Origin of the sequence: Planctomicrobium mucosum, assembly GCF_051466335.1 — a bacterium.
Classification (GTDB): Bacteria; Planctomycetota; Planctomycetia; order Planctomycetales; family Planctomycetaceae; genus Planctomicrobium.
Map to the genome: position 1 here is coordinate 2261933 of NZ_CP195793.1, position 13642 is coordinate 2275574.

The window sequence follows — 13642 nt, forward strand, 5'->3', positions numbered from 1 at the left end:
ACAACGTCCTCATGCGTCAACCGAGGGTTGCTCGAATTGACCACGAATTAACGCAACGTCCGATTTGATTTGATGTTGCAGCTCTTCGGCTGACTCGAATTTCTTCAGGCCCCGAACGAAATTGAGGAATTCAACAACGAGATATTGGCCGTAAAGGTCGCCGGAAAAGTCGAGAAGGTGAACTTCGATTTTCCGTCGACCATCGGAGAATGTTGGGTTAGGACCAATGCTCACTGCAGCAAGGTGAGATCCAGAACCGGTCAACACCCGGCATCCGTATACACCATCCACAGGGACCATGTTGTCGACATTTTCAATATTCGCTGTCGGAAATCCAATCGTTCGACCTCGCTGAGCGCCATATCTGACGACCCCTTCAATTGAGTGGGGGCGTCCAAGAAATTCCGCAGCGGCAGCGACATCTCCGGATGAGAGTGCTCTGCGAATCATGCTGGACGAAACGAGGCTCTCTCCCTGGGTCTGTAGATCGACGATGGTGAGTTCGCAACCCGCTTCTTCACAAAGCTGCTTGAGAACCGCGTCATTTCCCGTACGGTCTTTGCCAAAGTAGAAATTAGGCCCTTCGACCATGCCGCGGGCCTGAAATTGCCCAATGACAACCCGATCGAAAAATTCACGCGGGGTGAGCTGTAGCAATTCCGGAGTCGTGGGGTAAACGACGACGCGGTCGATCCCCAACTCCTGCATTCTCCGGATTTTCTGATGGGAGGTCGTCAGGCGGGGGGGAGGAGGCGTTTCTGGGTTCAGAAGGATCGCTGGATGCGGATCGAATGTCATCACAACAGATGGAACATTCAATCTGGCCGATTTTTCCATCAATTGCTGAAGGATGTGCTGATGTCCCCGGTGGATGCCATCAAAATTGCCAATCGAAAGGACGCAGCCAAGGTTCGGGTCGAGTCCCTCAATGAATGCCAGAGAGTTCATGCGAAATTCTAACTATTTGCAGCCAAGCATACTGCTCGACGTACGAAAATGATGGCCGAAATCATGTCGTCATTCACAGGGATACAGGGGGACCGGCCAGCTTGCTTCATCTCCCACCTGCGCGATCGAAGTTCCAGAATAGCGGACTGTTGGCCAACTTGCATATCGTCGAACGAATCCGCAATCACTGATTGAGCACCGAGTGCAGGGGGCTCCGGAGCATCTCGGGGTTGTTCTCTCTCGAAATTCACTGGTAGACTCCAGCTCAGTCCGGAAACGGGACGCGTCGCTGCACGAGCTTTGGATGAATGAACTTCGAAAATCGTCCAATTGAGTTTGTCGCGAATTCGAACTGAATCCGATGAGCTGTTTGTTGGAAGGGAACTCTACTGTGCTTCGAAACCGTTCGATCCAATGGACGCTATTTTTCGGCTTGGGATTTGTTGGCTTGCTTGTGGTCGCGTCGACGATCTGCAGTGCGATCGGCTTGCATGCCTACGGGCGAACAGTCGCTGATTTGGAACTCAGTACAGGCAAGCTCCCCCGACGTTCCGATTTGACTGCCGCCATCAGCAGGATCTATCCCCCCTTGATGGTCGATTTCCCTAGTGAGCAGGCTCCGCGTGAAATTCGAATTCAAGCGGGTAAAATTCAAAGATCCAACGTGCAGCGAGTGTTCGATACGGTTGTCGCGGAAGTCGAACTCATCAAACGTTCGTGGCAAACACTTCCCGCTGAGTTGCAACACAACTCGAGCGAACGTGTTGCTTACCAAACGTTGTTCTACACGGTCGACAGCGGACTCGAATCGATCCGCGGGATGATTGAAGGGCTCGAGCCGACTGAAACCCGCGATGTGCATGATCGAAACGCCAAAGCGATCGGTCAGACAGCCGCGCAGATGACAGACGTTATTAACGGATCGCTCGACCCAGCGAGTCGACTGAGTGATCGATTGCGTGAAGCAAAGTTGGCCTACTTGACGCAGACCAGACTTGCGATTGGTCTGGGCGTTCTGTCTGTTGTGGTGTTGTTCGTCTCCGCCTTGGGAGCATTCACGCGGATTTTTAAGCCGATGGCAGATCTCCTGAAGGGAGTTCGTCGCATCACCGTGGGTGACTATGCATTTCGTGTGAAGGTGAACTCTCAATGCGAGATTTCGGAACTCGCCAGCGCCTTCAATGAAATGGGCAGTCGAATTCAGGAAGATCGAGCGAATAAAGAACGCGAAATCGAAGAACGCAGCAAGCAATTGATCGTCTCTGAACGACTCGTGAGTGCCGGCTTTCTAGCATCTGGCGTCGCTCATGAAATTAATAATCCATTGTCAGTCATCATGACGGCGGCTTACGGCCTGGACATGCGACTCGATGACGAAATCCTTTCTCATGTGGTGGAATCAGACCGTGCAGATATCCGGGAGTATCTGGGTTTAATCCAGTCGGAAGCAGAGCGATGTGAACGGATTACCAAGAAGCTGCTCGACTTCTCACACGGCAGGGAAGAAGACCGAAATCTGTACGACGTGACAGCCATCGTGCAAGAGGTGACCAATATGGTTGGCCATCTGAGTCGGTATCAAGACCGCAAGATCAGCGTGAATCGGGAAATTCCTCTGCACGCATGGGTTAACTCATCTGAAATGAAGCAGGTGATTTTGAACCTTGTCGCCAATGCGCTGGATGCGACTCAAGCTGGAGGACATGTCGACATCAGTCTGCGTGAGCTTCCAGAAGAAGTTGAAATCAGCGTCAAGGACGATGGCTGCGGAATGACGAAAGAGCAGCTAAAAAAGATCTTCGAGCCCTTCTTTACGACAAAAGACGTTGGTAAGGGTACCGGACTGGGACTGGCAATCACGCACCGAATCATCCGTGATCACGGCGGAACGCTTGAAGTGGACAGCGCCGGTCCGAACTTGGGGTCACGCTTTTGTTTGCGACTTCCCAAGACCGCTGCCAGAGCCAATGCTGCTTGATGCCGACGTAAGAGTCAGCGAGCGCGCTTTCGCGTCGCCGGAAATGGGCGATATGGGCATCGTCGAGCAGCGAGAAGCTCGAACAGACACCCGTTTTTTCCGTTTCTTGAACGGCCGCGGAGCCTGCAATTTCGATCTGCCCTCAGAACAGAGTTGATCAAGATTGGATCGGAGCAGGGGGCAAAGGGCGGCAATGGGTTTTGAATCACTCTGACGGCCGATTCCGGGGCCGTTGCTGATTCGTCAGTATTTGAGGTGCCAAAACAAAAACGCCCCCTGCGGCACTCGACGCTGGGGGCGATTTTGAATGAATTCTGTCGCTCGCTTACGCAAATTCTGGACGACGGCGGCGAAGCTGATCTTTCAGGCGGGCGACGATGCTGGAGTGCATCTGGCTCACGCGGCTTTCTGAAAGTCCGAGTGTCTGACCAATTTCCTTCATCGTCAGTTCTTCATAATAATAAAGAATGATGATGAGGCGTTCGTTCCGATTGAGTCCTTTTGTGACGAGTTTCATCACATCACGTTTCTGGATGCCCAGTGTCGGGTCTTCACCCTTCTGGTCTTCCACAACATCGATCTCTCGGACGTCTTTGTAGCTGTCCGTTTCGTACCACTTCTTATTCAGACTGACGAGACCAACTGCCAAGGCTTCGGTCTTCAGCTTTTCGAAGTCGTCGAGTGACATTTCCATCTTGCGAGCAAGTTCTGGATCTGTGGGGGGACGACCGAAGGCTGCTTCGAGTTCCTTGCGGGCTGCTTCCAGTTTGCTGGCCTTACTTCGCACGAGACGAGGAACCCAGTCCATGGTGCGCAGTTCATCGAGCATGGCCCCGCGGATACGCGGCACGCAGTAAGTTTCAAATTTCACGCCGCGATCGAGGTCGAATGCTTCAATCGCATCCATGAGCCCGAAGACTCCTGCGGAAATCAGGTCATTCAAATCAACACCATCTGGCAATTTCGACCAGACGCGTTCTGCGTTGAATCGGACGAGCTGGAAATAGTTCTCAATGAGACGATTTCGCAGCTCCTGATTCTCTTGGTCTTTCTTGAATTCCAGCCAGACCGCCTGGATATCTTCTTTGACCCTCATGGTCATAAAACTCCTCCGTGACCTCATGTCGTCGCCGGAACCGAAAGGATCTTGTTTCCTAGGCCTGGCGAAGATGCGAAAGCCATATGGAAACTTGATCTATTAATCGGCAAAGCGAGAAGAGCAGTTGAGTGCGATTGTTACAATTGTTGCGACTGTTACAGATTCACAAAAGTGCCGGGGTTAATCATCTATCTATGAATGTCGCACCTCATTGGTGAGTCAATGGATTCCCAATCGCTCGCATCCTGCTGTTGCGATCGGGTTCGTGACTACCAGAAGTGATCGATTCAATTTTTCGAAACTGGTGAAATTGATCGACTGCGGATCAATTCCTGACCGGCTTGCGAACTCCGCGACAGGTTCATTTATTTGTCAGGCGGAAGCGGGTAGATATCGCAAGAAGCCAAAATCTGTCCAGCGCCCTCTCGAGAAATGAGAGTTGAGAGGGGGGTGGTCTGCAAAAGCTGCCGACCCGTTCCCCAGCAACTGAGGAACGGGTCGGAAACAAGCGAAATCTGCTGGTGAGTCGAGCACGCAGTTCAAGCAAAGCCCAGAGAGGCAACTGGTTCAGACAAGCTACCTAAAGTTACATAAGTTTTGGCTTTTGTATTTCACGGTCAGACATTCCGGCAGGAATTTTTTCCAGATGGGACTGTCGGAGACCTCTTTGCGACCCCGATGGACTCGTCCCGGAAAAGAAGCAGAAATTCGCCGGAACGAAACTGCTTCAGACCAAAAAGCGATCAGCGGTCATTGATGTCGATTACCCCCTGTCTCAGGAGGGTGTGGCGGCGAATGGCGGCAAAAACTCGTTCAAACGCTGCGTTTATGGCCGCCGGAAAGCCACACTCTCGTGAGAGGCGCTCTAGTATCGAACTCGTACCACACCGCGTCGTGGATAAACAACTGCTCGAGGTGCTGGACGCTGCACAGCGCGAATGACGACGGGAGCGGGAGCGACTGGCGTCACCACAACTGGAGCGCCGTAAACAGGAGTCGAGTAATAACCGACCTGCGTCACCATATCGTCAGCCATGGGGGCAACCGGAACTGGGGGAATTGGCGAACTCCCCTCAGGGATCGGTGCGATTGGTGTGGGGACGACTGGAGTCGGAATGGCTGGTGTCGCTGCCGGCACTTGTGGCGGCATTGCCGGTGCAGGGGGGACGATCACGGGAGCAACAGGGACCACCACACGATATGCCGGTGCATAACGCAGTCCGACCGGAACAGGTGTATAGACTGGGCCAACTACCACCGGGAAGGTCGTTGTGCCGGTTGGAACGTAGTAAACCTGAGCTTCCGCCAAAGAAGCGGACAGGCTGCAGACAGCCGCACACAACAACAGTCGAACAGTTCGCATGACTTAATCCTTGTATAATAGGCAAGTTGAAACGGGTAACTTGCGTAGACCTCAACTTTAGGGCAATTTCTGTTGGCTGTCGATTATATAGAGGGAGATATTGGCTTTTCTCACATTTCCCGAGCCATCCAATCGTCGCATTCGGTCTGATGTGCGTTGCGGAGGAGTAGGGAAGCCCCCTCGTTTTATCAGCGCAGACCGATTTGATTGAGCGACATGCTTTCAAACCTCTCGAAGTAATTCGATGGACTCAGAAACCAGACCAGAATGGACGAAGTGGCTCATCAGTCAGCTCATCCGCCAAATTTCTGGGGGTGAAGAACAGCCGATGCACCGACAACTACCGCGATCATGGGGTTCCGCGCCTCTCCAATGTCCCAGACAACCGACCGAAAGCACGAGGATTCACCTCTGAAGGGGAGTGATTTCCAGCTTTCGTGAATCGAAGCAAAGCAAATTGGGAGCAATCGAATTTTCGATCTTTGATTGAAAACTCCGGCTAAGTTGCCTCGGTTGCCACTCAGCGTCGAAATTGCTCGTGCAATAAAAAAAGAGCTGCTCATCCCATCAATGAGCAGCTCTCCCTTCCCTCCCCTTGAGAACTCCACTTACTTCGAAGCAGCCTTCTCAGGGAGATCACCAATAATCAGCTTCATTTCGTCCGAGTTGGCACGAAGTTCAGGGGAGTACATGGCGTGTGCCTTGGTGGGCAGGGCACTGAACTTTCCAGGGACTTCCGCACGCACACGGTAGCTCACAGAGTGTTTGCCGCGCGACAGCTGACGCAAGAAGAACGCCACTTTTTCGTCGCGGAACTCGACATACGCCCCCAAACCTCCGGAGGTGTATCCGCTCTGCAGGTCGACCGGCTCGCAGCCAGCTGCTTTCATGTCCTCGAAGATCACGTACTCGTAGTCATTCTTTGAATCGATCTCGAGTTCAATCTCGACCAGATCCCCGCTGACCACTTCTGAAAGACTTGCGAGTTCTTCCCGCTTGTATTTCAGAACTGCCTGATCAACAACTTCTCCTCGGCTGCCAGCGACTGTGCCTTTTGCGTCCTTATCCTGAATGAGACGATAGAACTTGCGTCCCACCTTGATCTCCAGGCCGGCAGCCGTGATGAACTCCTCCTTGGTGAAGTTCGTCACGTAGGCGTTGAAGTACAACGGATTCAATGGACCTTCTTTTCCGTCCAGCGATTTACGTCGTAGCTCGACAGTGTGTTCTCCAGATGTCACTGCCTCCCCTTCAAGGACAAACGAGCCATTGAAGCTGAACAGCACTTCTGGAGTGATCTCAACCGATTGCTTCAGTTCGCCGTCCAGCAGGACTTCGACAACCATATTCGGTTTCCCTTCGCCAGAAGCCTTGAGGTACTCGGCGAGTGCTTCGATGCAGTACGCGGTATCTCGGGTGCTATTCCAGTAAGTCCCATTCTTTCGGTTGTTGATCAGGTATTTCACCAAGCCTGCTGCCTTGGGATTCTTGGCATCGACCCGTGACAGGAGCTTCAGATACTGAGCGTTCGCTTCCACGGTGTTGCTGTACCAGTACCACCATGCGTTGTTGTTGGGCAGATCGATGTACGCAGTCTGGTTTTCCTCGTCCACTTTCATGAACTGATCAATGTTCTTGATGACCATGTTGCGTTGCTCGATCGCCTGCAGTTCATGCAAAGCCAGTCCGAACAGTGCCTGCGAGTAGAGTGAGACCTTATTGCGATCGCGATACAGGAAACGCTGCATTTCGGCGTTCTCGACCTTCGCATCGACCAGAATGGAGAACACGAGGACATCGAGATCTGACACCTGCTGTTTGTAGCGTTCTTTGCGTGTCGGATCCTTGGTGTGTCGCTCCCCTTCCTGAAGAAGTGCGACCTGTTCGTCCTGACTCGATTTCAGCCAGGCAATTCCTCGGTCCAGCATCCCGTCAACAAGAGCAACGTCGTTCTTGGCTGCGATCTGGAGTCCGTGAACAACAACCGCAGTAGTGTGCGGATAGGAACGTTCCTGGAATCCGGAGAACCAGCCCCAGCCACCATCATCATTCTGCATGGCGGCCAGATCTTTGACGCCGGTTTTCACCATCAACGATAGTTCGTCTTCGCTAAACACCGGGTTTCGGTCGAATTGCTTCCAGCGTTTTGCTCTTTCCGCAGGATCGCCGATTTCCTGAGCGTTCAGGTTGGTTCGCTTCTCTTGAATGGCTTTGAGATTCATCCCCATGTCGAGAAGGATCTTCTGAGTGATCACCGTCGGGACGAAGCGGTTCAGTGTCTGCTCTGTGCATCCATAGGGGTAATCGGCGAGGTAGGGGAGGGCGTCAACCATTGCACCTGCCAGAGTCGGCGAATAACGAATCTCGATTCGGGATTGCTCCGCATTCCGCTCTTCTGGGACAGTGAACTTCACGCTCCCACTTGTTGCGTCTGGACGAATGATTCCGCTGTAGGATTCCGTTTTGAGGATTCCATGAACAATCACAGGGAACTTCATCTGCATTGCGTCCGATTCTTCATCAGTCAACGCCTTCATTGTGATGGCTGCCTCTCCGGGAGCGACAGCTTTCACTTTCCAGTCGATCCGATGTTCTCCGCCAGCAGCAATTGTTACGGTCTGCTTCAGATCATCGCTGATTGGGCGGAGCGTGTCACCGGCCAGTTCCAACACGACCTGAACCTGTTTATCGGACTTCAGGTAGTTGTGAACAACTGCTGAGAGAACGACTTCGTCTGTCTCGACAAAGAAGCGAGGAGCCTGAAGACGAACAACCAGATTCTTGGCTGTGACGACTTCACGTGTCGATTCACCGACATTAGTGCCTGCTCCCATTCCCCAAGCCCGGATCTTCCAGCTGGAGAGATTCTCTGGCATATCGAATGTGACTTTCGCAATGCCAGTTTTGTCGGTGACAATGTCAGCCTTCCAGAACGCGGTATCGGCGAAATTCGTTCGAACTGTGGGGGCAACTGTCGTTGCGTCTGCTCCGCCACCCGCCGGTCCGTTTTGCCCCTTCGCCATCGCTGCCTCAGGGGCTGCCCCATCCATCATCATCATCGGAGCGGCTTGAGGGGCATCGAATTCTGCTCCACCCGCACCGGCCCGACTTCGCAACATCTTGCGACCACCAAAATTGTTGTCTTCTTTGTAATTCTCAGAGATCTTTTCTTCCCTCATCTCAGAAAAGTCCGCCAGAAGAACACTGTCGCCGAAAGCCCCAAGGAGCTGCATTGCGATGGTGTTGTCGGCAAGGATCTGATGACTCCATCTTCCCAGATTCGTCTCGGCGCTTGGCGAATGATGGCGACGCCATTTCCAGAAGAACTCTTTGATTTCGCTGACATTCGAACCCCCGGAGATGTATTCGACTGCTCGGTCATAGACGCTCAGTAGTACCGCACCGACGACAGGCTCGCCGGTGGCATCTGTAACTTTGACTTCAATTTCTGCCTTGGATCCGGGAAGGTAACTTTCTGAAGATGGAATCACTTCGACATTCAATACCCGCTCAGCTGGCGGGACCATGATCTCCTGAGCAATGTTGTGCAATTTCCCATTGCTAACAGTAATAGCCTCCACGAAGAAGTTGGGCATGTCTTTAAGTGCCACTTCCAATTCAACCAGGGTGCTCTTGCCGTCGAGTCGCAAGACCTGTGGAACTCCTGCTGCGACCCCGTTTGATGGGCGAACGAAGAGCAACACGGTTGATTCTGCTCGGTTTGTGTTGACCAGAAGTTGAACTTTGTCTCCCGGAGCGTAGTTCTTCTTGTCGAGAACAAGTTCAAGGTCACTGAATTTGAAGTCGGATCCGTTGAAGCCGTCCCCGCGAATCACGAAGAGGTGTCCCCCCTCAATGACGGGTCCGTTTTCTTCACTTTGAAGTTTGTAGGAAAGGCGATACTGACCGGCTGCAGCCGCTTCCATGACTTGGCTGGCTGCCCCGTCGGCATTGGTTGTGACTTCCCACTCTTTAACCGCTTCCTCAACGGGTTTGCCGTCTTTGTAAGTCACTTTCAGGAGTTTGAGTTTCCCTGTGCCCTCGATTCCTTTGCCGTCGAGAGTGCGGGCCTGAAAGCTCGCTTCGATTTTGTCGCCGACGTTGTAATAGCCACGATCTGTCCACGCGATGATCTGGAATGGCTCGCGAGCAACGAGGACTTTTCCAGAGCCGACAATCGTTCGACGAGAAGCATCGACGACCTCAGCGGTAATGGAGTATTCGTGGTCCTCGTCACCGTGGATCGCTTTTGCGATTGATGAATCAATTTCGATCTGAACCGTTCCGTCTGCTCCGATCTCCACTTCCTGGTCAAGTACCAGTTCAGGCGGATCCTGATTCCAGTGTGCCCACGATGGTCGCGGAGAGGTACATCCCCAAACATTGAAGCCCGGATACCAGCCATTGCTCCGTTCGAACCACCAGTAACCATTTCCGTAGAGCCAATCCCATCGATCAACTGGGAACCAGCTGGCATCGTGAGTTGACCGCTCGACTTTGAACTTCACCGTTGCTTTGGTGACTGGAGCCCCGTAGAAATACTTGGCTTTAATTGTCGCAGTGATCTTGTCGCCAAGCTGAACCGGTTTCGTCGGTGCTTCGACAGTCACTTCAAATTCGGGCTTCTTGTATTCTTCGACCCGGAATCCGAGTGAGCCGCTCACTTCGGGGGTCCCATTCAGGCGGCCAAACTCAGTGTCGATGTAGATCTGGTACGAACCCAACGCTGCCTGAACAGGCAGTGAGTAGAATCCGGAAAACCCTCCGAAGGCATCGGAGACATATTCCTGCGCATAGACTTCCACCCCTTGCGGGTCCTGGATCTTGACGCGGAATTTCTTGTCCGCGTATTTCGATGATTCTGGGAGGTCGTACTTCGCTTCACGCACCCAGAATTTGAATTCGACTTTCTGATCGGGGCGATAGACCGGACGATCCGTCACGATGTAGGTTTTGTTGGCCTGATAGACCTCATCGTAGCGGTCTGAATACCACACTCCATTAAACCCGAGGTACGCAAATCGGCCGTCGTCGCTCTTAACGGTTGCCATCCAGTTGTATCCGGAACTGGCGAGTTTTTCGTTGACGATCACCATGCCGTCCGCATTACTGAATTCAGCAAACTTTTGCGTCTGGACGTTGTATCGCTTTCCGATCTGATCGTAGACCTGCTGGTAGCCAAAGAACTGGACATTGGCCTTTTCGATAGGGGCCCCGGTCTTGGCATCTGCGATGAAATACATCGCTTCCTGATTCAGTGCTTTCTTGACGATCGAAGTATCGTTCAACCAGAGGACGATGTTGGTTGTATTTCCATCGGCGACTTTGGCGGTGACTAGATAAGCCCCCCCTTTTTGCAGGGGAGTGGTGACTGTGATCAAGCGATCGAAGTGCTTCTCTCGGGGAGAGAGTTCAAGTGACCACTCGGCGACCTTTTCACCGAGATACTTTTCTTGTTTCTGATTGACGAGGCTGTAGCCGATCTGTTCGATCTGCATTTGCTGCCAATCGAGTTGCTCTGGCTTGGTTTCAATGTATTTCTGAACGTCCGCGATGAGTTCAGGAATCTTGATGAGATGGGCAGTAAACGACACCTGCTTGGCGTTTCGAAATCTGAAGTCAACCGTCGCGCCACTCCCCGCTGCGGTGCTGACTGTCGGTTCGAACTGTCCCCAGTTTTTGATAATCTGGTCTAGCTGCGCCTGCCGACCGTCTGGCGAATTCGGGAATCGCTTGATGCTCTCCTGGTAGTAGCTCGCTGCTTTTTCGAATTGCTGGCGATCGAGGAATATGGATGCGAGTTGATCCAGTGAATATTGCTGGAACACTCCCTGTGTCGGCCCGGAGACCTGAGCGATTTTCTTCAGAATGGCGATCGGATTGAATTCGTCTGGAAGTTTGAATCGTTTGACCCCATTGGCCAAGCGGGCGATGGTTTCATCTTCGCCCAAACCGGGGAGGGACCAGATTCCTTCTAACTTTTCAGCTCCATCCTCTCGAGGGAGTTGAATTCCCCAGTCGCGGAGTGTTTGCACGCCGAATTGCTGATGCAGAAAGATCGCGAACTGGAAGTCGACTTCACTCTTGCGGGAAGGATCGAACTCGACGCTTTGCTGAAGGCACCAGCGCCAGCGTTCCCCATCGGTTTTCGCGTTTTCAAATGAATCAGGCACCTGAATGAAGACGGGATTTCCCTCTTCATCAACGGGAGCTCCTTGCGGCTGGCTGCGAGGGACACCTCTTCGGAATCTTCCGGAGATTGCGACACCCTCTGGATAGTCGATGACCTGCTGCAGATCAGTCAAATCCTGTAATTTCCAGGCTTCTTGATTCTTCAGCATGTTGGCAAAATCGCGGTAGAAGAGCGATTTCTGATTCGCTTCAGCTCCCTCGGGGAGCTTCAACATCGCAGTGTTCATCCAGACCAACGACTGAGACCGGTCACGCTCGGAAACATCGATGTAAGCTCCACCGCCGCGTTGGTTCCCGCGAGTAAATTCACCCGCGACAATAAAGCCGAAGTGGGGTACGGACGAAATTGTGTTCGCTGCGTTTCGGTAGGCTTCCCAGTTTTCCGGGTGCTTTTCGAGCATCGTCTTCAGCAACCCGTCCACTTCCTGCCATTGCTGAAGCATTCCCAAACACTCGACTAACGCAGAGAGGTCTGTTGAGAACTGATCGCCGCTGGCGTTTTCACTCATGATCAATTTGCGATATTTCTCGAGTGCATCTTTGTAGTTTCCAGCCTTTCGAGCAGCATCAGCCTCCTTGCGAAGTTCCAACGTTGTCGGTTCGGCAGCCATCGAAAAAAGAACTCCAGTAAGCAACACAATGGAGAGTGGGGCGATCAACAACCCACAAAGGCGATTTTTCAACGTGAGCGACATGATATTCCTTCAAAGAGCAGCTCTATGCGGTGCTTCGGAACGGCTGATCGAGATGAGAGACTGACCGGGACCTTCAAGGACGTGAATTAATGAAAGGGGGTTGATGAGTTCTATTGAATCGAAACAGCCCGTATCTCTACGGACAGGCTCTGTTTTTGAGGGATCGACTTCCTCTTTGATACGATGTTCTTTTTAAAAGTTCCATCAGTTCATCACTTTCTACCAAAGTTTTTGGCTGAAAATGATGTCAGACAATCGCAGCGGACCCGAGAAATCAGCATGAGATGATTGACAGGGGGCGATTTCTCGACGACGATATTCCTACTTCAATCAAGTATTGACACCTTTCGGGGTTACTTCCCAATTGTTGATGTCCAGCAGTTGGTTCACGTTTGAACTGGAAGATGGCTTTGGGGGCAAAGCCGCGCAGCGCAATCCGGAGATTCCGGCATGAAAAGCAACCGGAGCTGCAGTTCAGTGCTCGATTTCAGCAGTCTCACAAACTTGGCAACCAAGCCCATCATTTAATCACACCAACCCACATTTCCCCTTTCTATCACTGAAGAGGCAGATATGTCCGCCGCTCGGATTCCGGTGATCGGAATCGTTGGTGGAATCGGTTCTGGGAAGTCCGCCCTGGCAATCGCGTTGAACCAACATTTTCAATGCGCTCGGCTCGATGCTGATGCGTCTGGCCACCGTGCTCTGTTACTTCCCAAAGTCGTGACCGCAATTACAAGTGCGTTTGGAGATCAGATTCTCGATGGGGAAGGGAATATCGCCCGTCCGGAACTGGCCAAACTCGTATTCGGAACCACAGAAAAGCACATCGCCGCTCGAAAGAAACTCGAACAGATCGTTTACCCTTATATTCGCAGCGATATTGTCAAACAACTTGAACAGCATCAAAGCGACTCGGATTGTGATTTAATTCTGCTAGATGCAGCTTTACTTCTGGAATCCGGCTGGTCCAATGATTGTGACGCCATCATTTTTGTAGACGTGCCCGATTCAATCCGAAAGGCTCGAGTCAAACAACGTGGATGGTCGCAGGAACATCTGAGGCAGCGTGAGGCCAGCCAGCTTTCGCTCGAAGAAAAGAAATCCAGATCGGATCTCATCGTCGACAACTCTGGTGACATCGACGAAACCGCAAGGATTGTTGGGGATTGGATCAAGCAGCGCTTTCAGTTGGAGACTGATGTCGAAGTCTCAAGAACTTCCCGTTGATTCGGGGAGAAATACTCAATCGGTACTGCCCCCGTGCAGACGGTTCGAGAGTCGACAACAGCAAGACGAAACACAGTCCTGATATCATTTCGCGGATTTTCGGAAACGTTCTTCAGAAGCGTTTCCCAATCAAACAT

Annotated in this window: 6 protein-coding genes; 2 read left to right on the top strand and 4 right to left on the bottom strand. The window is 52.2% G+C overall.

What is annotated here, in order from left to right:
• Positions 1-9: 9 nt before the first annotated feature.
• Positions 10-948: a bifunctional riboflavin kinase/FAD synthetase gene (locus tag SH668x_RS09215; protein ID WP_437188398.1), complete on the bottom strand. Its 939-nt coding sequence runs from the start codon at positions 946-948 to the stop codon at positions 10-12.
• A 391-nt stretch (positions 949-1339) separates the two neighbouring features.
• On the opposite strand from SH668x_RS09215, the gene SH668x_RS09220 reads away from it, so the two are divergent.
• Positions 1340-2926: an ATP-binding protein gene (locus SH668x_RS09220; protein WP_437188399.1), complete on the top strand. Its 1587-nt coding sequence runs from the start codon at positions 1340-1342 to the stop codon at positions 2924-2926.
• Between the two features lie 325 nt (positions 2927-3251).
• Here SH668x_RS09220 and SH668x_RS09225 read toward each other — a convergent pair whose 3' ends face one another.
• From SH668x_RS09225 to SH668x_RS09235, 3 genes are all read right to left on the bottom strand, one after another.
• A complete protein-coding gene (locus SH668x_RS09225) occupies positions 3252-4028 on the bottom strand; it encodes a FliA/WhiG family RNA polymerase sigma factor (protein WP_437188400.1) in 777 nt (258 codons plus the stop codon).
• 862 nt (positions 4029-4890) lie between these two features.
• Positions 4891-5388, bottom strand: a complete 498-nt coding sequence (locus SH668x_RS09230; protein ID WP_437188401.1) for a hypothetical protein — start codon at positions 5386-5388, stop codon at positions 4891-4893.
• 608 nt (positions 5389-5996) lie between these two features.
• Complete coding sequence (locus SH668x_RS09235; protein WP_437188402.1) at positions 5997-12275, bottom strand: alpha-2-macroglobulin family protein; 6279 nt, start codon at positions 12273-12275, stop codon at positions 5997-5999.
• A gap of 573 nt (positions 12276-12848) precedes the next feature.
• On the opposite strand from SH668x_RS09235, the gene coaE reads away from it, so the two are divergent.
• On the top strand, positions 12849-13505 hold the full coding sequence (gene coaE, locus SH668x_RS09240; protein ID WP_437188403.1) for a dephospho-CoA kinase: 657 nt from the start codon (positions 12849-12851) through the stop codon (positions 13503-13505).
• The last annotated feature ends 137 nt before the right edge of the window (positions 13506-13642 follow it).